19 protein-coding genes are annotated in these 21,997 nt (G+C 72.8%); 7 read left to right on the top strand and 12 right to left on the bottom strand.

Annotation, left to right across the window (positions count from 1 at the left end):
• Nucleotides 1-69 precede the first annotated feature (69 nt).
• From ACICHK_RS30045 to ACICHK_RS30035, 3 genes are all read right to left on the bottom strand, one after another.
• A complete protein-coding gene (locus ACICHK_RS30045) occupies nt 70-264 on the bottom strand; it encodes a DUF397 domain-containing protein (RefSeq protein ID WP_406839299.1) in 195 nt (64 codons plus the stop codon).
• Complete coding sequence (locus ACICHK_RS30040) at nt 243-1,046, bottom strand: helix-turn-helix domain-containing protein (RefSeq protein WP_406841352.1); 804 nt, start codon at nt 1,044-1,046, stop codon at nt 243-245. The genes ACICHK_RS30045 and ACICHK_RS30040 overlap by 22 nt, the downstream gene beginning before the upstream one ends.
• A 203-nt stretch (nt 1,047-1,249) precedes the next feature.
• Nucleotides 1,250-2,245, bottom strand: a complete 996-nt coding sequence (locus tag ACICHK_RS30035) for a hypothetical protein (protein WP_406839298.1) — start codon at nt 2,243-2,245, stop codon at nt 1,250-1,252.
• A gap of 417 nt (nt 2,246-2,662) precedes the next feature.
• Between ACICHK_RS30035 and ACICHK_RS30030 the strand changes: the two genes are divergently transcribed.
• Entirely contained in the window at nt 2,663-3,133 is a 471-nt protein-coding gene (locus tag ACICHK_RS30030; RefSeq protein WP_406839297.1) for an ATP-binding protein, read from the top strand.
• Between the two features lie 123 nt (nt 3,134-3,256).
• Here the strand turns inward: ACICHK_RS30030 and ACICHK_RS30025 are convergent, their stop codons facing one another.
• Nucleotides 3,257-3,685 (bottom strand): DUF6299 family protein, encoded by a 429-nt coding sequence (locus tag ACICHK_RS30025; protein ID WP_406839296.1) that lies wholly within the window; start codon nt 3,683-3,685, stop codon nt 3,257-3,259.
• Nucleotides 3,686-3,961: 276 nt separating this feature from the next.
• Here ACICHK_RS30025 and ACICHK_RS30020 point away from each other — a divergent pair, with 276 nt between their 5' ends.
• Nucleotides 3,962-4,153, top strand: coding sequence for a DUF5999 family protein (locus ACICHK_RS30020; RefSeq protein WP_406839295.1), 192 nt, complete (start codon nt 3,962-3,964; stop codon nt 4,151-4,153).
• A 46-nt stretch (nt 4,154-4,199) separates the two neighbouring features.
• Here ACICHK_RS30020 and ACICHK_RS30015 read toward each other — a convergent pair whose 3' ends face one another.
• The gene (locus ACICHK_RS30015; protein ID WP_151468649.1) at nt 4,200-4,598 is read right to left on the bottom strand and encodes a RidA family protein; all 399 of its coding nucleotides are present in this window, start codon (nt 4,596-4,598) and stop codon (nt 4,200-4,202) included.
• Nucleotides 4,595-5,740: an acyl-CoA dehydrogenase family protein gene (locus ACICHK_RS30010; RefSeq protein WP_406839294.1), complete on the bottom strand. Its 1,146-nt coding sequence runs from the start codon at nt 5,738-5,740 to the stop codon at nt 4,595-4,597. The genes ACICHK_RS30015 and ACICHK_RS30010 overlap by 4 nt, the downstream gene beginning before the upstream one ends.
• A 138-nt stretch (nt 5,741-5,878) precedes the next feature.
• Here ACICHK_RS30010 and ACICHK_RS30005 point away from each other — a divergent pair, with 138 nt between their 5' ends.
• Together ACICHK_RS30005 and ACICHK_RS30000 are read left to right on the top strand one after the other, a co-directional pair.
• Entirely contained in the window at nt 5,879-7,633 is a 1,755-nt protein-coding gene (locus tag ACICHK_RS30005) for an AMP-binding protein (protein WP_406839293.1), read from the top strand.
• A 15-nt stretch (nt 7,634-7,648) separates the two neighbouring features.
• Nucleotides 7,649-8,473 (top strand): PaaX family transcriptional regulator C-terminal domain-containing protein, encoded by an 825-nt coding sequence (locus ACICHK_RS30000; protein ID WP_406839292.1) that lies wholly within the window; start codon nt 7,649-7,651, stop codon nt 8,471-8,473.
• Nucleotides 8,474-8,485: 12 nt separating this feature from the next.
• Here ACICHK_RS30000 and ACICHK_RS29995 read toward each other — a convergent pair whose 3' ends face one another.
• On the bottom strand, nt 8,486-10,774 hold the full coding sequence (locus ACICHK_RS29995) for a bifunctional salicylyl-CoA 5-hydroxylase/oxidoreductase (RefSeq protein WP_406839291.1): 2,289 nt from the start codon (nt 10,772-10,774) through the stop codon (nt 8,486-8,488).
• A gap of 7 nt (nt 10,775-10,781) precedes the next feature.
• Nucleotides 10,782-11,609: an enoyl-CoA hydratase family protein gene (locus ACICHK_RS29990; protein ID WP_151468654.1), complete on the bottom strand. Its 828-nt coding sequence runs from the start codon at nt 11,607-11,609 to the stop codon at nt 10,782-10,784.
• A 486-nt stretch (nt 11,610-12,095) separates the two neighbouring features.
• Between ACICHK_RS29990 and ACICHK_RS29985 the strand changes: the two genes are divergently transcribed.
• On the top strand, nt 12,096-12,554 hold the full coding sequence (locus ACICHK_RS29985; protein ID WP_151468655.1) for an ATP-binding protein: 459 nt from the start codon (nt 12,096-12,098) through the stop codon (nt 12,552-12,554).
• Between the two features lie 25 nt (nt 12,555-12,579).
• On the opposite strand, the gene argF is transcribed toward ACICHK_RS29985, so the two are convergent.
• Nucleotides 12,580-13,587 (bottom strand): ornithine carbamoyltransferase, encoded by a 1,008-nt coding sequence (gene argF, locus ACICHK_RS29980; RefSeq protein ID WP_406839290.1) that lies wholly within the window; start codon nt 13,585-13,587, stop codon nt 12,580-12,582.
• A gap of 214 nt (nt 13,588-13,801) precedes the next feature.
• On the bottom strand, nt 13,802-15,025 hold the full coding sequence (locus ACICHK_RS29975; protein WP_192582332.1) for an arginine deiminase: 1,224 nt from the start codon (nt 15,023-15,025) through the stop codon (nt 13,802-13,804).
• A 240-nt stretch (nt 15,026-15,265) separates the two neighbouring features.
• On the opposite strand from ACICHK_RS29975, the gene ACICHK_RS29970 reads away from it, so the two are divergent.
• Both ACICHK_RS29970 and ACICHK_RS29965 read left to right on the top strand, forming a co-directional pair.
• Complete coding sequence (locus ACICHK_RS29970) at nt 15,266-16,345, top strand: SPFH domain-containing protein (RefSeq protein ID WP_406841351.1); 1,080 nt, start codon at nt 15,266-15,268, stop codon at nt 16,343-16,345.
• Nucleotides 16,342-17,235, top strand: a complete 894-nt coding sequence (locus tag ACICHK_RS29965) for a hypothetical protein (RefSeq protein ID WP_151468658.1) — start codon at nt 16,342-16,344, stop codon at nt 17,233-17,235. Before ACICHK_RS29970 ends, ACICHK_RS29965 begins: the two co-directional genes overlap by 4 nt.
• 417 nt (nt 17,236-17,652) lie before the next feature.
• Here ACICHK_RS29965 and ACICHK_RS29960 read toward each other — a convergent pair whose 3' ends face one another.
• Together ACICHK_RS29960 and ACICHK_RS29955 are read right to left on the bottom strand one after the other, a co-directional pair.
• Entirely contained in the window at nt 17,653-20,196 is a 2,544-nt protein-coding gene (locus ACICHK_RS29960) for a polynucleotide kinase-phosphatase (protein WP_406839289.1), read from the bottom strand.
• The gene (locus ACICHK_RS29955; RefSeq protein WP_406839288.1) at nt 20,193-21,713 is read right to left on the bottom strand and encodes a 3' terminal RNA ribose 2'-O-methyltransferase Hen1; all 1,521 of its coding nucleotides are present in this window, start codon (nt 21,711-21,713) and stop codon (nt 20,193-20,195) included. Before ACICHK_RS29955 ends, ACICHK_RS29960 begins: the two co-directional genes overlap by 4 nt.
• Nucleotides 21,714-21,997 lie beyond the last annotated feature (284 nt).

Raw genomic sequence — 21,997 nt, 5'->3', positions numbered from 1 at the left:
TTCGTAGTTCCACCGGGCGAGTAAGCCGGTAGGCGGAAGCCGGTGGGATGCCGTGTCGACTTGAACGACTCAGCCGAGTTCGTTGCCCATGTGATCGATGAACATCGCCCAGGCATCCGCGCCGACGGTCAGTCCAGGACGGGCGGTGTCCTTGGAGTCCCGTACGCATACAGCCCGAGAACAGGCAGCCACCTCGACGCACTGGCCACCCTCACCGCTGCTGTAGGTGCTCTTGACCCAGGTCAACTCCGTTGCGCCCTGCATAGCTCTCCCAGCAGTCCCTCGATGAAGGCCGTCGACTCTCGTGGAGTGAGCGCCTGGGCCCGGATAATCCCATACTGCGACTCGAGCTCCCGGACGGATGCCCGCTCGGTGTAGAGGCAGCTGCTTTTCTGAACCTCGGCATACGCGATCCGCTGTCCCGCCTTGGTCTCGATCAAAGTGAACGGGCCTGCGAGTCCCGCGTGATCCTCCCGTTGCAGGGGCATGACCTGGATCTCGACGTTGCGGTTCTGCCCGGTGAGCAGGATCTGCTCAAGTTGCTCGCGATGAACCTCAACACCCCCGATGGGGCGGCGCAATACCGCCTCCTCGATGACGAAGCTCATCAACGGATCAGGCCATCGCGAGAAGATCTCTTGCCTGAGCATCCGGGCAGCCACCCTCTGCTCGATGGTCTCCTCGCCCAAAAGCGGTCGGCGCATCGAGAACACGGCCCGCGCGTAACCCTCTGTCTGCAGAAGCCCGTTGATCAAGTGCGTGTCGTACACATGCAGCTCGACCGCCTCCGCCTCCAACCTGGCCGCGTCCCGGAAGAACGCCGGGAACTGCGCCCGCGCGACCTCCTCCTTCATCTCCTGCAAGACGCCGCCCGCGTCCAGCAGTTCGTCCGCCGCGTCGATGAACCGTGGCGGCGGCACGCGCCTGCCCTGCTCGAACGCCGCGATCGTGGAGGCCGAGTAACCGGTCCTCGAGCCGAACTCCGCCCGTTCCAGCCCCGCCCGCAGCCGGAACCGTTTCAACTGGCGTCCGAACACCCGCAGCATGCCCGAGCCGGGTTCGGACGGGGCCGGTGCCTCCGTCCCGGCGTCCGCGGCCACGGCTCCGTCCGGCTCCCGCCCCAGGTCACTCACCCGCCCACTCCCCTCGACCGCCCGCGCCGACCGACGTCCACGCTAGGAAGCACGCGTCCACGAGATCGCCGAACCCGTGAAGTTCACCCGTACAAGTGCTCACCGTCGATCGCGACTCAGGCAGCAGAGCGGCAATCCCGGCAGCGGGCGCTCGGATCGTGCGTGCGGAAGGCGCGTTCGCAGCCGTCACAGGTGACCAGCGGCAGCGGTCGCGATTGCGGCGCGGTCGGCACACTCGCCGTAGGTGGGAGCCCCACCGGCAACGGCGGCGGGAGGAAGGCCGTCAGGCGGTATTCGACGAAACCCGCCGGATGGCGGATGGGGTCGGCCTCGGACGGAAGGCCCGCGGTGAGGGTGCGGGTGATCTGGTCCGGCGTCGCGGCGCGGGCGAGCCAGGCCTCGACGGCGGGCGCGAGTCGCCGGACGTCCCGTTCGGACAGCAGCAGTCGGGGGTCCGCGAGACGCAGGCGCCCGAGCAGGTCGGCCGCCGGTCCGGTGGGCGTCGGAACGGGGTCGGGGATGGCGCGCCTCGTACGTACGGGAGCCGTCGGCGAGTCGGGGCGCGGGCCTTCCACCGACCGTTGAGCAGCCAACGGCCCCGAAACAGAACGAGGTTCGGGCTCGATCTCGGCGACGGGCGGGACAGGACCGGCCGTTGCCGCATCACCGCCGCCACCACCGGCGCTGCCCTTGCCTCGCGCAGGGGCTCGTACGGCCGAGGCCGGGCAGTCGAGGAAGAACGTACGCGTGGCGATGCGGCCGCCTCCGAGCGGTACCCGACGGCGGACGAGGTACCCGGCTGCTTCCAGTTCGCGCAGCGCCCTGCCGATCGTCACCTCGCCCTCCGGGAAGCGCAGGGTGAGTGCCTTGACGGTGACGAGGGCGCCGTCCGGGAGGGACTGGATGTGGACGCCGATGCCGATCGCCGCGGCGGAGAGGCGGGGGTGCTGGGCGAGGTGGTTGCCGACGACGGTGTACCGCTCGGTGTGGCGGTGCCGTACGTGGAGGACTCCGGCGCGGGGTGCGTCCGGCGGGAGTTCTGGGGGCGCGGGCGGCGAGTGGTCGGGCAACTGGTACGCGGGCAGGGCCGCGTTACACTGCGGGACAGCCATAGGGAAGCTCTCTTCTTCCTGAGTGGTCAGGCCCTCGTCGGGATTGCCGTCCTGCCGGGGGCCGTTCTCTGTCTGTGGTCGTGTTGCCGCGACCGTACCTCACCGAACCGGTCGAACGAGGCCCTCGTCACTCGAACGAGTGGCCGCCCAACTCGCGGGCTAGCAGGTCGGGTTCGGTGGGTCGGTATTTCCCCGAGGGCTTTGAAAGGCGTCGCGCGCCACCGGGTCGCGGGACCCCGCGTCCCGGTGCCGACGTGCGCGGTCGTCCCGGGGTGGCCGGATGCCGGATGAGCGCCCCGGCCGTCACGGGCCGCGCCGCGTACGCCGCGTACAGGAGACGCGGCCCCGCCCACACCCCGCCGCTGTAGGCGCGTCGGACCTGTGCGCCGGTGCGGTGGCCACGGCAGCGTGGGAGTCATGAACAGCGAGTCCTCGCCGACCGGGACGGCACTCCCGGCCTCGGGCCTCCCGGAGATCCCCACCGGCTCACGTGAGTTCGTGATGCGCTTCAGCTCCACACCGCGCGGGGCGCGTCTCGCCCGGCGCCTGGTGTCGCACCGGCTCGACGTCTGGGGGTACGCCTACGACTCACCCGCCAACGAGGCCCTGACCCTCGTCGCGGCCGAGCTCGTCACCAACGCGGTGCGCCATGGACGCGTACCGGGCCGCGACTTCGAGGTGCGGCTCGTCGCCACGGCTGGGCTGGTGCGCCTGGAGGTCTCCGACTCCCGTGCGGAGCGCGTGCCCCCGCTGTCCCCGCGCGAGCCTTCCGGCGACACCGAGTCCGGTCGCGGGCTGATGGTCGTGGCCGCGGTGGCCGACCGGTGGGGCACCGTGCCACGTACGAAGGGGCCCGGAAAGACGGTGCGGGCGGAGTGCGTCCTGTGAGTCTTCGTCCCTGTCTCCGGTCGAGCATCGAGGGCTTTCGGGATGCCCGGGTCACTCGTAGGGCGGACCGGCGCGAGGAGGGGCCGCCGGTTCGTGTCGTCGGCGGCCCCTCCTCGCGTTCGTTCAGTTCTGTACGACGGTGATGTCCTGCTTCCGGGTGGCGTGGATCGTGGGCAGGGGGAGGCCGGTGGCGCTGAGGTCGAACACCGTGGCCTCGACCTGCGCCGGGCCCGGGACGAGGGTGTGGGGCGCGTTCTTCTCCGCGTTGCTCCAGCGGTGCTCCGCGCCGTCGCAGACCGCCGAGGAGCCGCCGATGGGGTGGCTGACCGAGGGATCGCCCTGGGTCACCGTGGAGGACACGAACACGGGTCCGGCGGCGTCCGTGCAGCGGTAGGTGCCGGAAAGGGTGATGGTGCCGTCGGCGGCGACCGTGACGGTGGGGTCGACGGTGATCTCGCCGGACGGGGCGGACAGGGCGGCGGCGGACGGGGCGAGGAGCAGGAGCAGCGCGGCGCCGGCGGCGGCCGCGCCGGCGGCCTGGCGGAACGACATGGGGTACCTCCTGGAGCGGGGATCTGCAAAGGGTGCTCAACAGGTACCGGTCCAAGGTCCCGAGAACGGTGACCATCACCCCTTTGGTGGCGATTTGTCACCTCTCCCTCGCGGCCGGTCGAAACCGTCCGTCCCGGGGGCGTCCGAGAGTTGTCCTCGTGTTGTCACGCTTCCCGGCCGGGTGTTCCGTTCGGTTCTCCGTGGGCGCATCTTCTGTACATGCGAGGGCGACGACAGCGCCGCCGACACTCTTCGCATCCCAGGTGGAGGTGCACCATGTGTTCACACCGGTCTTCGTGCCCGTCCGCGGACACCGCCGCGCACATCGTCTCGGCCCACCCCGAGCAGGGCTGGAACCTCCTGTGCAACGGCGCGATCGTCTTCGACGACAGCGGGGAACTGCTCCCCGACGGCAGCGTGATCGCTCCGCACCGGGTGTTCGCCGACCGGCTGGCCGTCGCGGCCTGAACCCGGCCCGGCCCGCGGCTTCCTGAACTCCGCCCGCCCCGCGGTCCTACGCCAGCACGGCGAAGCCGTCGAGTTCGACCAGCGCCTGTTCGTCCCACAGGCGCACGGCGCCGATGACGGCCATCGCGGGGTAGTCGCGGCCCGCCGACCGGCGCCAGATGCGGCCCAGTTCGGCGGCGTGGGCGCGGTAGTCGGCGACGTCCGTGGCGTAGACCGTGACCCGGGCGAGGTCCGCGGGAGTGCCGCCCGCCGCGCGCAGCGCGGTCAGCAGATTGGCCAGCGCCCGCTCGAACTGCTGGGGCAGGGTCTCGCCCACCACCTTCCCGTCCACGTCCAGCGCGGTCTGTCCGGCCAGGAAGACGACCCGGGAGCCGGTGGCGACGACGGCGTGGGAGAAGCCGGCCGCCGGGGAGAGCTCCGGCGGGTTGACGCGCTCGGCGGTCACAGGGACACCTTGCCTTCCCGGCGCTCGGCCGACCGGTACGACTCCTTGGCGATGATGGCCCGTTGGACCTCGCTGGCGCCCTCGTAGATACGCGGCGCGCGCACCTCGCGGTAGAGGTGTTCGAGCAGGTGGCCCCGGCGCAGGGCGCGGGCGCCGTGCAGCTGGACGGCCGCGTCGACGACGTACTGGGCGGTCTCGGTCGCGAGCAGCTTCGCCATCGCCGCCCGCCGGGGCACGTCCTGCGCCCCCTCGTCGTACGCCGCCGCGGCCGCGTACACCATCAGGCGGGCCGCCTCGGTGCGCAGCGCCATCTCGGCGACCTGGTGGGCCACGGTCTGCAGGTCCTTCAGCGGGCCGCCGAACGCCTCGCGCCGGGCCGTGTGCGCGAGGGTGGCGTCCAGTGCGGCCTGTGCCATGCCGACGGCGAAGGCGCCCACGCTCGGCCGGAAGAGGTTGAGGGTGTCCATGGCGACCCGGAAGCCGTGGCCCCGCTCGCCGAGGACGTCGTCCGCCGTGACGGGTACGGCGTCGAAGGCGAGGGCGCCGATGGGGTGCGGGGAGAGCATGTCGAGGGGGGTGCCGGTGAGGCCGGGGCGGTCGGCGGGGACGAGGAAGGCGGTGACCCCGCGGGCTCCGGCGCCGGGCGTGGTGCGCGCGAAGACGGTGTAGAGGTCGGCCCCGGGGGCGTTGGAGATCCAGCACTTCTCGCCGGTGAGCCGCCAGCCGCCGGTGCCGTCCTCGTCCGCCCGCAGCTCCAGCGCGGTGGCGTCCGAGCCCGCGCCGGGCTCGCTCAGCGCGAAGGCGGCCACCGCGTCGCCGTCCGTGACCCGGGGCAGCCAGTGCGCGCGCTGGGCCGCGGTGCCGTACGCGTGGACGGGGTGGGCGCCGAGTCCCTGGAGGGCCAGCGCCGTCTCGGCCTCGGTGCAGACCTGGGCCAGGGACTCGCGCATCAGGCAGAGGTCGAGGGCGCCCGAGGAGAACAGGCGGGAGAGCAGGCCGAGCCGGCCGAGTGCGGCGACGAGCGGGCGGTTGACGTGGCCCGGCTCGCCCTTGTCGGCCAGGGGGCGCAGCTGCCGCGCGGCCAGCGCGCGCAGCTCGGCACACCAGGCGGTCTGCCCCGGATCGAGCGAGAATGCGGTCATTGCCCGTCCCCTCTCCCCATCGGACGCCACCCACGTTATCGCGAACCGTTGACTGTCGTCACCAACACGATACGCTCCTTGTGCGAGCCCACCACGACGCCCACCGGGCGGCCCACCAAGGCAAGGGGGCGAGACGCCATGGACCTTGTGGATCCCCTGGATCCCGAAGACACCCCGGAGCCGGCCCGCTCGGCCCACGTCGACACCTTCGCGCGCGACCACCTCCCGCCTCCCGACCAGTGGCCCGAGCTCCGTTTCGACCTGCCCGGGCTGCGCTACCCCGCCCGGCTCAACTGCGCCGCCGAGCTCCTCGCGGGCACCGACGCCGGACGTCCGGTGTTCCGCACCCCCTCCGGCCCGCCGTGGACGTACGGGCAGCTGCGCGCCCGGGTCGACCGGATCGCCCATGTGCTGACCGGCGAGCTGGGTGTCGTCCCGGGCAACCGGGTGCTGCTGCGCGGTCCGACGACCCCCTGGCTGGCGGCCTGCTGGCTGGCGGTGCTGAAGGCGGGCGCGGTCGCCGTCACGGTGCTCGCGCAGCAGCGGCCGCACGAGCTGGGCACGATGTGCTCGATCGCGCGGGTGACGCACGCGCTGTGCGACGTCCGCTCGGTCGACGACCTGGTCAAGGCGGAGGTCCCCGGGCTGCGCGTCACGACGTACGGCGGTGACGGGCCCGGCGATCTGCTGCTGCGGATCACCGGCGCCCCCGACGAGCCCTTCGAGGCGGTGGACACGGCCGCCGACGACGTGGCGCTGATCGCGTTCACCTCGGGCACCACCGGCCGGCCCAAGGGCTGCATGCACTTCCACCGTGACGTGCTGGCGATCGCGGACACCTTCTCCGAGCACGTGCTGCGGCCCCACGAGGACGACGTCTTCGCGGGCAGTCCTCCCCTGGGGTTCACCTTCGGGCTCGGCGGTCTCGTGGTCTTCCCGCTGCGCGCCGGCGCCTGCTCCCTGCTGCTCGAACAGGCGGGGCCCCGGCAGATGCTGCCCGCGATCGCCGAGCACCGGGTCTCCGTGCTGTTCACCGCGCCGACCGCCTACCGGGCGATGCTCGCGGAACTCGCGGAGTCCGGGCACGACATCGGGTCGCTGCGGCGCTGCGTGTCCGCGGGCGAGAACCTGCCCGCCGCGACCTGGCGGGACTGGCGGGAGCGCACCGGGCTCGGCATCATCAACGGCATCGGCGCCACCGAGCTGCTGCACATCTTCATCTCCGCCGCCGACGACGACATCCGCCCGGGCGCGACGGGCGTGCCCGTGCCGGGCTGGCAGGCGCGGGTGGTCGACGCAGGGGGGACGCCGGTGCCGGACGGCGAGCCCGGTCTGCTCGCCGTGCGCGGTCCGGTCGGCTGCCGGTACCTCGCCGACCCCCGGCAGCGGGAGTACGTGCGCGGCGGCTGGAACATCACCGGCGACACCTATGTGCGCGACCCCGACGGCTACTTCCGCTACGTGGCCCGCGCCGACGACATGATCATCTCTGCGGGGTACAACATCGCGGGCCCCGAGGTCGAGGACGCGCTGCTGCGGCACCCGGACGTCCTGGAGACGGCCGTCGTGGGGCGGGCCGACGAGGCGCGCGGGCAGATCGCGGTGGCCTACACCGTGCTCAAGGAGGGCGCCCGGCGGGACGCGGAGGCGCTGCGCGCCTTCCTCAAGTCCGAGCTGGCGCCGTACAAGTGCCCCCGCGAGATCGTCTTCCTGGACGCGCTGCCACGGACCGCCACGGGCAAGCTCCAGCGGTTCAGACTGCGGGAGGAGCCCCCTTCCGGCGGCGGCACCGCCGCTCCGCCGGCCCCCGTGCCCGAGGAGCCTGCCTCCGTGTCCGAGGAGCCGGCCCTCGCTCCCGGGGACGGCTCGCCCGCGAGCGGCGATCCCAAGTGATCTTGGCGCACTAGAGTGATCAACGTGTCAGAGCACCACACCCCCCGGTCCCTCATCGTCACCTTCTACGGCGCCTACGGCCGCTTCACGCCCGGCCCGGTGCCGGTGGCCGAACTGATCCGGCTCCTCGCCGCGGTCGGCGTCGACGCGCCCTCGGTGCGTTCCTCCGTGTCCCGGCTCAAGCGCCGCGGACTGCTGGAGCCGGCGCGCACGCCGGCGGGCGCGGCCGGATACGCGTTGTCGCCGGACGCCCGGCAGTTGCTCGACGACGGCGACCGCAGGGTGTACGCGACGACGCCCCCGAAGGACGAGGGCTGGGTGCTCGCCGTCTTCTCCGTGCCCGAGTCGGAGCGGCAGAAGCGGCACGTCCTGCGCTCCCGGCTGGCCGGTCTCGGCTTCGGCACGGCCGCTCCCGGCGTGTGGATCGCCCCGGCACGGCTGTACGAGGAGACCCGGCACACCCTGGAACGGCTGCGGCTCGACACGTACGTGGAGCTGTTCCGCGGCGAGCACCTGGGGTTCGCCGCGACCGTCGACGCGGTGGCGCGCTGGTGGGACCTGACCGCGATCGCCGGGGAGCACGAGGCGTTCCTCGGCCGGCACGCGCGGGTGCTGCACGCCTGGGAGGAGCGGACGGACACCCCGCCGGAGGAGGCCTACCGCGACTATCTGCTCGCTCTCGACTCCTGGCGCCATCTCCCCTACACCGACCCGGGGTTGCCCGCGGCCCTGCTCCCCGGGAACTGGCCCGGCGCCCGCTCGGCCACCGTCTTCCGGGCGCTCCACGAGCGACTGCGCGACGCGGGCGCGGAGTTCGCCGGGGTGCCCGCCTGGTCCTGACCCCGGACCCGCTCAAGTTCCCAGCGTGAGGCGGGGTTTGGGTGCGTCGGTGCGACCGGTCTGCGGGCGGCGGCTGCCCGCGCGGTAGGGCATCGGCCAGTCGGCGCCCGGTCCCTCGTAGCCCTGTTCGGCCGCCGCGTGCAGGGTCCAGTTCGGGTCGTACAGATGCGGTCTGGCGAGCGCGCACAGGTCGGTGCGCCCGGCCAGGATCAGGGAGTTGACGTCGTCCCAGGAGGAGATCGCGCCGACGGCGATCACCGGGAGTCCGGTCTCGTGCCGGATCCGGTCCGCGTACGGCGTCTGGTAGGAGCGGCCGTACTCGGGCCGCTCGTCCGCCACCACCTGGCCGGTCGACACGTCCACCGCGTCGGCGCCGTGCGCGGCGAAGGCCCGCGCGATCGCGACCGCGTCGTCCCCGGTGGTGCCGCCCTCGGCCCAGTCGGTGGCGGAGATGCGGACGGTCATCGGCCGCTCGGCGGGCCACACCGCCCGTACCGCGTCGAACACCTCGAGCGGGAAGCGCAGCCGCTTCTCCAGCGATCCGCCGTAGGCGTCGGTGCGCCGGTTGGTCAACGGGGAGAGGAAGCCGGAGAGCAGGTAGCCGTGGGCGCAGTGCAGTTCTAGGAGGTCGAAACCGCAGCGGGCCCCGCGGCAGGCGGCCGCGGTGAACTGCTCGCGCAGATCGGTGAGCTGGGCGCGCGAGAGCTCGCGGGGGGTCTGGCTGCCCGGCTTGTACGGGAGCGGGGAGGCGGCCACGAGGGGCCAGTTGCCGTCCGGCAGGGGTTCGTCGATGCCCTCCCACATCAGCCGCGTGGACCCCTTGCGGCCGGAGTGGCCGAGCTGGAGGCCGATCGCGGCGCCCGGTGCCTGACGGTGCGTGAAATCCACGATCCGCCGCCAGGACTCGGCCTGACGGGCGGTGTAGAGGCCCGCGCAGCCGGGCGTGATGCGGCCCTCCGCGCTGACGCACACCATCTCGGTCATCACCAGTCCCGCGCCGCCCAGGGCCCGTGCGCCCAGGTGGACGAGGTGGAAGTCGCCGGGCACGCCGTCCACGGCCGAGTACATGTCCATCGGTGAGACGACGACCCGGTTGCGCAGGGTCAGGCCGCGCAGCCGGAACGGGGTGAACATGGGCGGGGTGCCGGGCGGGCAGCGGAACTCGCGCTCGACCGCGGCCACGAAACGCGGGTCGCGCAGCCGCAGGTTGTCGTGGGTGACGCGGCGGCTGCGGGTGAGCAGGTTGAACGCGAACTGCCGTGTGGGCTGGCCGAGATAGCGGCCGAGGTCCTCGAACCAGTCGAGGCTGGCGCGGGCGGCCCGCTGGGTGGAGGCGACGACCGGGCGCCGCTCCTCCTCGTACGCGGCCAGCGCCTCCTCCAGGGTGGGCCGTTCCTCCAGGCAGGCGGCCAGTGCGAGCGCGTCCTCGACGGCGAGCTTGGTGCCGGAGCCGATGGAGAAGTGGGCGGTGTGCGCCGCGTCGCCGAGCAGCACCAGATTGCCGTGCGACCAGCGGTCGTTGACGATCGTCCGGAACGTCGTCCACGCCGATCGGTTGGAGCGCAGCGGGCGTCCGCCGAGCGCGTCCGTGAAGATCTTGCCGCACCGCTCGACGGACTCCGCCTCGTCGAGGTCCGCGAACCCAGAGGCGCGCCACACCTCTTCGCGCATCTCGATGATGACGGTGGAGGCGTCGGCCGCGTACGGATAGCCGTGCAGCTGCATCACGCCGTGTTCGGTCTCGGCGATCTCGAAGCGGAAGGCGTCGAAGGCGAAGTCGGCGGCGAGCCAGATGTAGCGGCAGCGGTGCTCCTCGACGGACGGCCGGAACACCTCCGCGCGGGCCGCGCGGGTGAGGCTGTGCACGCCGTCGGCGGCGACCACGAGGTCGTACGCCGCCGTCAGTTCGTCCACGGGCGGGGCCTCGGCCGTGAAGCGCAGGTCGACGCCGAGCGAGCGGCAGCGTTCGTGCAGGATCTCCAGGAGCCGGCGCCGTCCGAGCGCGGCGAAGCCGTGGCCGCCGGAGGTGTGCCGCACTCCGCGGTGCACGATGTCGATGTCGTCCCAGCGGACGAACTCGGCCTGGAGCGCCGCGTACACGACCGGGTCGGCGTGCTCGATGCCGCCCAGGGTCTCGTCGGACAGGACGACGCCGAAGCCGAAGGTGTCGTCGGGCGCGTTGCGTTCCCAGACGGTGATCTCGCGCTCCGGGTCCAGGCGCTTGAGGAGGGCGGCGGCGTAGAGGCCTCCGGGGCCCCCGCCGATCACCGCGACCCGCCTCGCGCCGGCGTTCACGCGCATCCCGGGCTCACCTCCCCCGCCACTTCGGGGCCCGCTTCTCCGTGAAGGCCGCGTGGAACTCCGTGTAGTCCTCGCCGTTCATGAGCAGGGCCTGGGTCGCGGCGTCCAGTTCGACGGCGGCCGCGAGCGGCATGTCCAGTTCGGCGGTGAGCAGCGCCTTGGTCTGGGCGTACGCCAGGGCCGGGCCGTCGGCGAGACGGCGGGCCAGCGCCTGGGCGCCCTCGTCGGCGTGCCCCTCGTCGGTGAGTTCGCTGATCAGTCCGATGCGCTCGGCCTCGGGCGCGCGCACCGGTTCGCCGAGCATCAGCAGCCGGGTCGCGTGGCCGAGCCCGACCACGCGGGGCAGCAGGTAGGCCGCGCCCATGTCGCCGCCGGACAGCCCGACCCGGGTGAAGAGGAAGGCGAAGCGGGCGCTCGGGTCGGCCACCCGGAAGTCCGCGGCCAGCGCCAGCACGGCTCCGGCGCCCGCCGCCACCCCGTGCACCGCCGCGATCACCGGGAACGGGCATTCCCGTACCGCCCTGACGACCTGCCCGGTCATCCGGTTGAAGTCGAGGAGCTGGGCGGTGTCCAGGGAGAGGGTCGCGCCGATGATCTCGTCGACGTCGCCGCCGGAGCAGAATCCGCGGCCCTCGCCGGCGAGCACCAGGGCTCGCACGGACCGCTCGCGGGACAGCTCGGCGAGCAGGTCGCGCAGGTCGGCGTAGGCGCCGAAGGTGAGCGCGTTGAGCTTCTCGGGACGGGTCAGGGTGACCGTGGCGACGCCGTCGGTGAGCTCGTACCTCAGATGCTGCCAGTCGGGGGTGCGGCCGGCGGAGCCGGTGAAGGGACTCATGGCGGGCGGCCTCCTAGCACGGGGGCGACGCGATGCGGCTGTCTCACCAAGTTATCACCGATTCGTGACTGTCGTCACGAGTGCGCGATAGGGCGATCGCGCCGTCCTGGCGTCGGCGATCGAGCCGCTTCCCGGGGCGGCGGGGCGCGACGCGGCGCGAGGTGACACGGAGCGACGCGATGGCTGTGAGTCGTGAAGCGGCGGGCGCGTGCGGTGAGGGTGCGGCCACAGAAAGTGAAGGGGCGGCCGCGGGCGAGACGCGGTCCGTCACCGCGTCACCGGTCGTCGACAGCCGTGTAACAGCGGGAGCGGACGCGGGAGGGGGACCGTTCGTCCGGGTACACAGCCCGTATCGGACCGAACGTCCCGGAAAGAGGCCTCGGCCGCCCCGGGACACATCGGCCGATGTCCAGAGAAAGCCCACCGCGCGCGTTCCCCGGACAGCGCCGTACCATTCCTAAGGTTGTAAGCAGGACGCCCTGCTCCATGAACGGATCCGCCTTGCACGACACCCCAGCACCCGCCTTCTGGCGCATCGCGCTGCCGCACACCTTCGCGGCCGTGCCGGTGGCCCGCGCCCTGGTCCGCAGGGCGCTCGCGGAACGCGAGCACGCGGCCGACAGCGACACCGCCGAGCTGCTCACCGCGGAGCTGGTCGCCAACGCCGTCGAGCACACCGCGGGCGACGGACCGATAGAGCTGGTCGTGGAACTGATGCCGACCGGCTGCCGGGTCGAGGTGCACGACCCGGACCCGGCGCCGCCCCTGGACCTCGCCCTGCCGCACCCGCCCGGCGAGCCGCCGGACCCCTGGCAGGAGCACGGGCGCGGCCTGCTGCTGCTCCGGGCCCTCAGCTCGGCCTGCGGGCACCGCCCCACCGACTCGGGCAAGGCGGTCTGGTTCCGGCTGCCGGTGATTCCCGGCCAGCGGCAGCCGGTGCTGTAGCGGCCCGTCCGGACGTCCGGCGCGGTCAGGCCAGCGTGGCGACCATGACCGCCTTGATGGTGTGCAGCCGGTTCTCGGCCTGGTCGAAGACGACGGAGTGCGCCGACTCGAAGACCTCGTCGGTGACCTCGAGCGAGTCGAGTCCGTGCACCTCGTACAGCTCACGGCCGACCCGGGTGCCGAGGTCGTGGAAGGCCGGCAGGCAGTGCAGGAACTTCACGTCCGGGTTCCCGGTGGCACGCAGCACGTCCATGGTCACGGCGTACGGGACGAGGGCCGCGATGCGCTCGGCCCACACCTCCTTGGGCTCCCCCATGGAGACCCAGACGTCGGTGGCCACGAAGTCGGCCCCCTCCACCCCCTCGTCCACCTGCTCGGTGAGGGTGACGCGGCCGCCGTTCCTCCCGGCGAGTTCGCGGGCCCGCTCGACGATCTCGTCGGCCGGCCAGTAGGCCTTCGGGGCCACGATCCGCACGTCCATGCCGAGCAGGGCGCCGGTGATCAGGTACGAGTTGCCCATGTTGAAGCGGGCGTCACCCAGGTAGGCGAAGGCGATCTCGCCGACCGGCCTGGCGCAGTGCTCGGTCATCGTGAGGACGTCGGCCAGCATCTGGGTGGGGTGCCAGTCGTCCGTGAGGCCGTTGTAGACCGGCACTCCGGCGTGGGCGGCCAGTTCCTCCACCGCGGCCTGGCTGTCGCCGCGGTACTCGATGGCGTCGAACATGCGGCCGAGCACGCGGGCGGTGTCCTTCACCGACTCCTTGTGGCCGATCTGGGAACCGGACGGGTCCAGGTACGTCGTCGAGGCGCCCTGGTCCGCGGCCGCGACCTCGAAGGCGCAGCGGGTGCGCGTCGAGGTCTTCTCGAAGATCAGCGCGATGCTCCTGCCCTGCAGATACCGGGTCTCCGCCCCGGCCCTCTTGGCCGCCTTGAGCCCGGCGGCCAGCTCGACCAGGCCGAGGAACTCCTCCTCCGTGAAGTCCAGCTCCTTGAGGAAGTGACGGCCGGCGAGGGCGGTCGGGACTGTCGCCATGGGGCGCTCCAGGGATGACGGGGATGAGGACGGGACCGAACTCCTGGAATTCTATACGACGCCCAGCATTTATATGCGGCCAGTTGTTCGACTCGCGCGTCGGCTCCATGCGTCCGCTCCACGCGTCGGCTCCCCCATCGTTTCCACGGGCGGCCCGGCACGAAGCACCCCCCGGAGCCCGGACGTGACTCCGGCGAGAACTCCGGCGCGGCCCCTACACGGGGTCGCGCTCGACGGGGCAGCTCATGCAGCGCGGGCCGCCCCTGCCCCGGCCCAGCTCGCTGCCCGGGATCTCGATCACCTCGATGCCCTGCTTGCGCAGATGGGTGTTGGTGGTGGCGTTGCGCTCGTAGGCGACGACGACGCCCGGCTCGACGGCGAGGACGTTGCAGCCGTCGTCCCACTGCTCCCGCTCGGCCGCGTGCACGTCCTGCGTGGCGGTCAGCACCCGGATCTCGTTCAGGCCGAGCGCCGCGGCGATGGCGCGGTGCATGTGCTCCGGAGGATGGTCGGTGACCTTCAGCTCCTTGTCGCCCACGCCCGGCTCGATGGTGTACGAGCGGAGCATGCCGAGCCCCGCGTACTGGGTGAAGATGTCGCCGTCGACCATCGTCATCACGGTGTCGAGGTGCATGAGCGCCCGCCGCTTGGGCATGTCGAGCGCCACGATGGTGCGCGCCGAGCCGGCCGCGAACAGCTTGTGGGCGAGCATCTCGACGGCCTGGGGCGTCGTCCGCTCGCTCATGCCGATGAGCACCGCTCCATTGCCGATGACGAGGACGTCACCGCCCTCGATGGTGGACGGGTAGTCCGCCTGCCCCTCCGACCAGAGGTTGAAGTCCTCCCCGCGGAAGAGCGGGTGGTGCCGGTAGATCGCCTCGAAGTGCACGGTCTCGCGCTGCCGGGCCGGCCAGCGCATGGCGTTGATGGAGACCCCGTCGTAGATCCAGGCCGAGGTGTCACGGGTGAAGAGGTGATTGGGCAGCGGCCGCAGGAGGAAGTCGTCGAGGTCCATGACGTGGAAGCGCACGGAGGTCGGTTCCGCGTGCGCGTCCAGGAACTCGCGCTTGGTCATGCCGCCGACCAGAGCGGACGCCAGTTCCGTGGCGGGCATGGCCTCGAAGGCGGCCCGGAGGTGGTCGGTGGCGAGCGGTCCGTACTCCTTCTCGTCGAAGACCCGGTCCAGGACGAGCGCCCTGGCCGCCCCGATCGCCAGGGTCTCGGCGAGCAGGTCGCCGAAGAGGTGGACGGCGACTCCGCGCTCGCGCAGCACGTCGGCGAACCCGTCGTGCTCCGCGCGCGCCCGGCGCACCCACAGCACGTCGTCGAAGAGGAGCGCGTCCTTGTTGCTGGGGGTGAGCCTTTTGAGCTCTAGATCGGGCCGGTGCAGGATGACGCGGCGCAGCCGCCCGGCCTCGGAGTCGACGTGGAATCCCATGCCCCCATCCTGACCATCCGGACGCGTGTTCACCCGTGGATCGCCAGGGTCCGCCCGACAATTCCCGTCCGCCCCACGACTCCGCGCACGCTCCCCCCGGCTCTTCGGGCGGGAGCGCCCCCTCCATCGCACCGGATTCATTTCGTCCCCTTGACGATAAGCGCGCTCTTCATTATCGTCTCCATGACGACAACGAAGGACGTGGAGCCGCCGGGACCGCCCGGCGCCGAGGGGGTACTCATGGCCGACATCACACGACGCCTCGGCTGGCGCCATCTGCGCGGGGCGCCCACCGCCCACATCCGGCACCACAAGTCGGGACAACTGGTCCACGACGGCCCCGGACTCAGCTTCTGGTACCGCTCGCTGACCGCGGCCCTCTCCGAGGTCCCGGTCGACGACCGTGAGCTGGCGATGACCTTCCACGCCCGCACGTCCGACTTCCAGGACATCGCCGTGCAGGCGACCGTCACCTACCGGATCAGCGACCCCGCGGTCGCGGCCTCCCGCATCGACTTCTCCATAGACCCCGACTCCGGCGCCTGGCGCGGCACCCCGCTGGAGCAGCTGGGGTCGCTGCTGACCGAGACGGCCCAGCAGCACGCGCTCGCCGTGCTGGCCCGCACGTCACTGGCGTCCGCCCTGGTCGACGGTGTCGCGGCGGTACGGGAACGGATCGCGGAGGGCCTCGCCGCTGAACCCCGGCTGCCCGCCACCGGCATCGAGGTGGTCGCGGTGCGGGTCGTCGCGCTGCGCCCGGAGCCCGAGGTGGAGCGGGCACTGCGCACCCCCGCCCGCGAGCAGATCCAGCAGGACGCGGACAAGGCCACGTACGAACGCCGGGCGGTCGCCGTCGAACGGGAACGCGCCATCGCCGAGAACGAACTCGCCAGCCAGATCGAACTCGCCCGGCGCGAGGAGCAGTTGGTCGAGCAGAAGGGTACGAACGCGCGGCGCGAGGCCGAGGAGCGCGCGGCGGCGGACGCGGTGCGCACCGGGGCGGAGGCGGCCCGCACGGTCCGGCTCGCGGAGGCCGAGGCCACCCGGTCGCTGCGGCTCGCCGAGGCGGAGGCCACGCGCAAGGTACGGCTCGCGGGGGCCGAGGCGCAGGCGGAGCGCGAGGTCGGCGCGGCGCGGGCCGAGGCGCAGGCGGCCTGGCTGCGGGTCCACGGCGACGTCGACGTCGCCACGCTGCACGCCCTGACCGGGAGCCGGCTCGCGGAGAACCTGCCGCGGATCGAGAACCTCACCGTCTCGCCCGACGTCCTCACCGGGCTGCTCTCCAAGCTGGGCAACGGGGCCGCCGAGGACCGGGCGTGAGTCTCGCCCCCCGGGTCGTCCTCGTCCACCGGACGACCGAGTACGAGGAGTTGACGGCCCGTCACGGTACGCACGGGCAGGCGGCGTTCTTCCTGGCCTCGCGCGGCCGGGACATCGCGGAGGTGGCCGAACGGCACCGACGCTCCCGCGAGGCGCTCGCCGCCGTGGTCGCGGCCGTTCCGCTGACCTGGCGTCAGGCCCGCGTGGAGCGTTCCGACCTGGACCGCTTCCTGTTCGCGCCGGAGGACGTGGTGGTCGTGGTCGGGCAGGACGGGCTGGTCGCGAACGTCGCCAAGTACCTGGAAGGCCAGCCGGTGGTGGGGATCGACGCCGACCCCGGGCGCAATCCCGGCGTGCTGGTGCGGCACCGGCCCGGGGACGCGGGCGCGCTGCTGGCCTCGGCGCACGGGGGCGGCGCCGACGAGCTGACCATGGTCGAGGCGGTCGCGGACGACACCCAGCGGCTGGTCGCGCTCAACGAGATCTATCTGGGAGCCGCGGGCCATCAGACGGCCCGCTATCGGCTGGGGCTCGACGAGTACGGGGGTGCCGTCGAGTCCCAGGCGTCCTCCGGGGTGCTGGTGGGAACCGGGACCGGGGCCACCGGCTGGCTCCGGTCGGTGTGGCAGGAGCGGGGCGGGGCGCTGCCCCTGCCGGGGCCCACGGACGAACGGCTGCTCTGGTTCGTCCGCGAGGCCTGGCCGTCGCCGGCCACGGGCACCTCGCTCGTGGCCGGGGAGCTCACCGCCTCGGGGAAGCTGTCCCTCACGGTGGAGTCGGACCGGCTCATCGTGTTCGGGGACGGGATGGAGGGGGATGCGGTGGAGCTCGTCTGGGGCCAGACGGTGCACGTGGGTGTGGCCGGGGTTCGGCTCCGCCTGGTCGGTTAGGTTCGCTTCGCTCCCTCGCCGACCGGCCGTGCCGAACCCCGCCGGGCCCCGCCGCCCCGGACCGGGCTTTTCCCCGGCCGGGGTCGGTCGTGTGCCCCCGGTGGGGGCGGGTTCGGCTGTCCGCCCGGGGGGTGCGAGGTTCGGCTGGCCGCCTGGTGGGGGGCAAGTTCGGCTGTCCGCCCGGTGGGGGCCGATCGCGCCGTTCCCCGCGCCCCTGGCGGGGCTCCGGCGACGCTCATAGGTGTCAGTCCGGTGGGGGCCGGGCGCGCAGTTCCCCGCGCCCCTGGCGGGGCACCCCCGACCGGAACACAGCGCCCCGCCCGGGGGTGCGGGGTTCGGCCGGCCGGTGGGGGCCGGGCGCGCCGTTCCCCGCGCCCCTGACGGGGCTCCCCCGGCCGGGGCAGGAAGGTGTACCCGCTACAGGCGGGGGTCCACCGGTTCGGATTCCAGGGAGAGGACTCCGAAGACCGCCTCGTGGACGCGCCAGAGGGGCTCGCCCTCGGCCAGGCGGTCCAGGGCCTCCAGGCCGAGTGCGTACTCGCGGAGGGCCAGGGACCGCTTGTGGTTGAGGAAGCGGCCGCGCAGCCGGGCGAGGTTCTCGGGGCGGGTGTACTCCGGGCCGTAGATGATCCGCAGGTACTCGCGGCCCCGGCACTTGATGCCGGGCTGCACCAGGCGCCCGTTCTCGCCGCGCACCACCGCGCCGACCGGCTTCACGACCATGCCCTCGCCGCCGCGGCCGGTCATCTCCAGCCACCAGTCGACACCGGCCCGCACCGACTCCGGGTCACCGGTGTCGACGAAGAGCCGCCGGGTGGTGTGCAGCAGTCCGCTCCCGTCGTTCTCCACGAGCCGGTCGATCAGGGCCAGTTGCTCGTCGTGCGGCAGCCCGGCGAGGCTCCGGCCCTGGACGGCCAGGATCTGGAACGGTGCCAGGCGGACGCCTTCGAGACCGTCCGTGGTCCAGCAGTAGCGGCGGTACGCGTCCGTGAACGCCTGTGCGTCCGAGGCCCGTTCACGCTGGCGTGCGAGCAGGTCCGTGACGTCGACGCCCCGCGCCGCCGCCCCTTCGAGCGCGGCGAGCGCACCGGGGAACACCGCACCGGACGCGGCGCCGACAGCGGCGTACTGACTGCGCAGCAGTCCGGACGCCTTCAGCGACCACGGCATCAACTCGGCGTCCAGCAGCACCCAGTCGGTGTTCAGCTCCTCCCACAGCCCGGCCTCGGTCGCGGCGGCCCGCACCCGGCCGAGGATCTCCTCGGTGACGGCGGCGTCGTCGAAGAAGGGGCGGCCGGTGCGGGTGTACAGCGAGCCGGTGGGACCGTCGACGCCGAACCGGGCGCGCGCGGCGTCCGCGTCCCGGCAGACCAGGGCCACCGCCCGCGACCCCATGTGCTTCTCCTCGCACACGACCCGCGCGACCCCGTCCTCCTGGTACTGGGCGAAGGCCTCGGCGGGGTGCTCCAGGTAGCCCTCGACGTGCGAGGTGGCGGTGGGGGCCATGGTCGGAGGCAGGTACGGCAGCAACCTGGGGTCCACCGCGAAGCGGCTCATGACCTCCAGGGCCGCCGCCGCGTTCTCCTCGCGGACGGCCACCCGCCCGGCGTGCCGGGTCTCGACGGCCCTGCGGCCCTGCACGTCCGCGAGGTCCAGCGGACGGCCCTCGTGACCGCCCGGCGCCTCGGTGGCCAGCGGCTTGGCCGGCTCGTACCAGACCCGCTCGGCGGGTACGTCGACGAGTTCGCGCTCCGGCCAGCGCAGGGCGCTGAGCTTGCCGCCGAACACCGCGCCGGTGTCCAGGCAGATGGTGTTGTTGAGCCAGGTGGCGTTGGGGACGGGGGTGTGTCCGTACACCACCGCGGCGCGGCCCCGGTAGTCCTCCGCCCACGGGTAGCGCACGGGCAGGCCGAACTCGTCGGTCTCCCCCGTCGTGTCGCCGTACAGGGCGTGCGAGCGCACCCGGCCCGAGGTGCGGCCGTGGTACTTCTCGGGCAGGCCGGCGTGGCAGACGACGAGGCGTCCGCCGTCGAGGACGTAGTGGCTGACCAGTCCGTCGATGAACTCCCGTACCGTGGCGCGGAACTCCTCGCTCTCCTCGCCCAGCTGCTCGATCGTCTCGGCGAGTCCGTGCGTGTGCTGGACCTGGCGGCCCTTGAGGTGGCGGCCGAGCTTGTTCTCGTGGTTGCCGGGCACGCACAGGGCGTCGCCCGAGGCGACCATGGACATCACGCGGCGCAGCACGCCGGGCGAGTCCGGGCCGCGGTCGACGAGGTCGCCCACGAAGACGGCCGTACGGCCCTCGGGGTGCACGCCGTCGACGTAACCGAGCTTGCCGAGCAGGGTCTCCAGTTCCGAGGCGCAGCCGTGGATGTCGCCGACGATGTCGAACGGCCCGGTGAGGTGGGTCAGGTCGTTGAACCGCTTCTCGGTGACCACCGACGCGTTCTCGACGTCCGCCACCCCGCGCAGGACGTGCACCTTGCGGAATCCCTCGCGCTCCAGGTGGCGCAGCGAGCGCCGCAGTTCGCGGGTGTGGCGCTGGATCACGCGGCGCGGCATCTCGGCGCGGTCGGTGCGCGACGCGTTGCGCTCGGCGCAGACGTCCTCGGGCACGTCGAGCACGATGGCGATGGGCAGCACGTCGTACTTCCTGGCCAGTTCGATCAACTGGCGGCGGCTGTCCTGCTGGACGCTGGTGGCGTCGACGACGGTCCGGCGGCCGGCCGCGAGCCGCTTGCCGGCGATGTAGTGCAGGACGTCGAAGGCGTCGCCGCTGGCGCTCTGGTCGTTCTCGTCGTCGGCGACCAGGCCCCGGCAGAAGTCGCTGGAGATGACCTCCGTCGGCTTGAAGTTCCGCCGGGCGAAGGTCGACTTGCCGGAACCCGAGGCGCCGATCAGCACCACGAGGGAGAGGTCGGTGACGGGCAGCACGCGCCCCTTGTCGTTCTGCTCGCTCATGCGGCCTTCTCCTCCTTCGCGTTCGGGGTGCCGGTCGTGCCGGTGGTGCCGGTCGTGCCGGTCGTGCCGGTCGTGCCGGTGGCCAGGGTGAAGACGGCCATCTGGGTGGGCGGACCGACCTCGGGGTCGTCGAGGCCGACGGGGGTGAACTCCACGTCGTAGCCGTGCCGTCCGGCCACCTCGCGGGCCCAGGAGCGGAACTCCTCACGGGTCCACTCGAACCGGTGGTCGCCGTGCCGGGAGTGTCCGGCGGGCAGGCTCTCCCAGCGGACGTTGTACTCGACGTTCGGGGTCGTCACGAGGACGGTCCGCGGGCGGGCGGAGCCGAACACCGCGTACTCCAGGGCGGGCAGCCGGGGCAGGTCGAGGTGTTCGATCACCTCGCTGAGCACGGCGGCGTCGTACCCCTTGAGACGGCGGTCGGTGTAGGCGAGCGAGCCCTGGACGAGCCGGACGCGCGCGGCCTGCCGCTCGCCCATGCGGTCCAGCTTGAGGCGGCGCGAGGCGATGGTGAGCGCGCGTATGGACACGTCGACCCCGACGATCTCGGTGAACCGGGTGTCCTTGAGCAGCGCCTGCACCAGCTGGCCCTGTCCGCAGCCGAGGTCGAGGACCCGGCTCGCGCCGGAGGCGTGCAGCGCGGCGAGGATCGCGTCCCGGCGCAGCACGGCGAGCGGCACCGGCTTCTCCTCGGTGTCGGTCTCCTCGTCGACCGCGTTGTCGATCTCCTCGACCGCGATGTCGTCGGTCTCGGCGAGCCGGGCGAGTTCGAGCCGTTCCAGGGCCTCCCGGGTCAGCGACCAGCGCCGGGAGAGATAGCGACTGGTGATCAGCTTCTGCTCCGGGTGGTCCTGCAGCCAGCCCTCACCGGCCCGCAGCAGCTTGTCGACCTCGTCGGACGCCACCCAGTAGTGCTTGGCGTCGTCGAGGACGGGGAGCAGCACGTAGAGGTGGCGCAGGGCTTCGGCGACCGTCAGCCCCTCCGCCACGAGTTCCAGGCGTACGTAGCGGGAGTCGCCCCACTCCGGGAAGCGCTCGTCGAGCGACACCGCCTCGGCCGTCACCGTCCAGCCCAGCGGTTCGAAGAGCCCCCGGACCAGGCCAGGGCCACCGCGCGCGGGCAGCGCGGGCACCTCGACGCGCAGCGGCCTGGTCTCGGCCGGCAGCTCGGGCCGGGCGTTGCACTGGCCCTTCATCGCGCTGGAGAAGACGGAGCCGATCGCCACGGCGAGCAGCGAGGAAGCGGCGTACGGGCGGTCGTTGACGTACTGCGCGAGGGCCGCGTCGGGGGCGCCGCCGCGCCCCTTGCCCTTGCCCCGCCGGACCAGCGCCACCGGGTCGACCTCGAGCAGCAGGGCGGCCGTGCACCGCTCGGCGGTCGCCTCGGGGTACAGCACGTGCGCCGTGCCGTACGAGGTCGAGAACGTCTGCGCCCTGTCCGGATGCTTGTGCAGCAGAAAGCCGAGTTCGGTCGCGGGCCGCTCTGGGGTACCGGTGGTACTGATCGTCAGGAACACGGTGCATCTGCCTCGAAACGTCTTCTGGGCTGCGGGGCCCGGTGAGCCGCCCGGCCGGCGCGCGGTGCGCGGCCGCCGGACGCCCGTGGACCACAGCGTGGGCGAGCGTGCCTCGGCGGTCGCCGCTCCCGGCTCCGCCCCGGCCCCCGTAGCCCGTGGCCACGCCGCGCCGCGGCCGACCGCAGGGGCGACGCCTGTCCTCGGCGCGCCCCCACAACGTACAGCGAACGCCCCAGGTGGACCCGTGGTTTTTCGCCGCGTGCGGACGGTGCGGCCGGGACCGG

Source organism: Streptomyces sp. AHU1, assembly GCF_045343905.1.
GTDB lineage: Bacteria > Actinomycetota > Actinomycetes > Streptomycetales > Streptomycetaceae > Streptomyces > Streptomyces triticiradicis.
The sequence above is the reverse complement of the archived record's forward strand: the minus strand, read 5'-3'. Positions and strand labels throughout refer to the sequence as shown.

Excerpts from the sequence above, each read along its gene's own strand:
- ACICHK_RS29990 (WP_151468654.1), bottom strand. The coding sequence starts at position 11,609 with ATGAGTCCCTTCACCGGCTCCGCCGGCCGCACCCCCGACTGGCAGCAT.
- ACICHK_RS29960 (WP_406839289.1), bottom strand. The coding sequence starts at position 20,196 with ATGAGCGAGCAGAACGACAAGGGGCGCGTGCTGCCCGTCACCGACCTC.
- ACICHK_RS29975 (WP_192582332.1), bottom strand. The coding sequence starts at position 15,025 with ATGGGATTCCACGTCGACTCCGAGGCCGGGCGGCTGCGCCGCGTCATC.
- ACICHK_RS30035 (WP_406839298.1), bottom strand. The coding sequence starts at position 2,245 with ATGGCTGTCCCGCAGTGTAACGCGGCCCTGCCCGCGTACCAGTTGCCC.
- argF (WP_406839290.1), bottom strand. The coding sequence starts at position 13,587 with ATGGCGACAGTCCCGACCGCCCTCGCCGGCCGTCACTTCCTCAAGGAG.
- ACICHK_RS30040 (WP_406841352.1), bottom strand. The coding sequence starts at position 1,046 with ATGCTGCGGGTGTTCGGACGCCAGTTGAAACGGTTCCGGCTGCGGGCG.
- ACICHK_RS29970 (WP_406841351.1), top strand. The coding sequence starts at position 15,266 with ATGGCCGACATCACACGACGCCTCGGCTGGCGCCATCTGCGCGGGGCG.
- ACICHK_RS29995 (WP_406839291.1), bottom strand. The coding sequence starts at position 10,774 with ATGCGCGTGAACGCCGGCGCGAGGCGGGTCGCGGTGATCGGCGGGGGC.
- ACICHK_RS30045 (WP_406839299.1), bottom strand. The coding sequence starts at position 264 with ATGCAGGGCGCAACGGAGTTGACCTGGGTCAAGAGCACCTACAGCAGC.
- ACICHK_RS30005 (WP_406839293.1), top strand. The coding sequence starts at position 5,879 with ATGGACCTTGTGGATCCCCTGGATCCCGAAGACACCCCGGAGCCGGCC.
- ACICHK_RS29985 (WP_151468655.1), top strand. The coding sequence starts at position 12,096 with ATGAACGGATCCGCCTTGCACGACACCCCAGCACCCGCCTTCTGGCGC.
- ACICHK_RS30010 (WP_406839294.1), bottom strand. The coding sequence starts at position 5,740 with ATGACCGCATTCTCGCTCGATCCGGGGCAGACCGCCTGGTGTGCCGAG.
- ACICHK_RS30025 (WP_406839296.1), bottom strand. The coding sequence starts at position 3,685 with ATGTCGTTCCGCCAGGCCGCCGGCGCGGCCGCCGCCGGCGCCGCGCTG.
- ACICHK_RS30030 (WP_406839297.1), top strand. The coding sequence starts at position 2,663 with ATGAACAGCGAGTCCTCGCCGACCGGGACGGCACTCCCGGCCTCGGGC.
- ACICHK_RS30020 (WP_406839295.1), top strand. The coding sequence starts at position 3,962 with ATGTGTTCACACCGGTCTTCGTGCCCGTCCGCGGACACCGCCGCGCAC.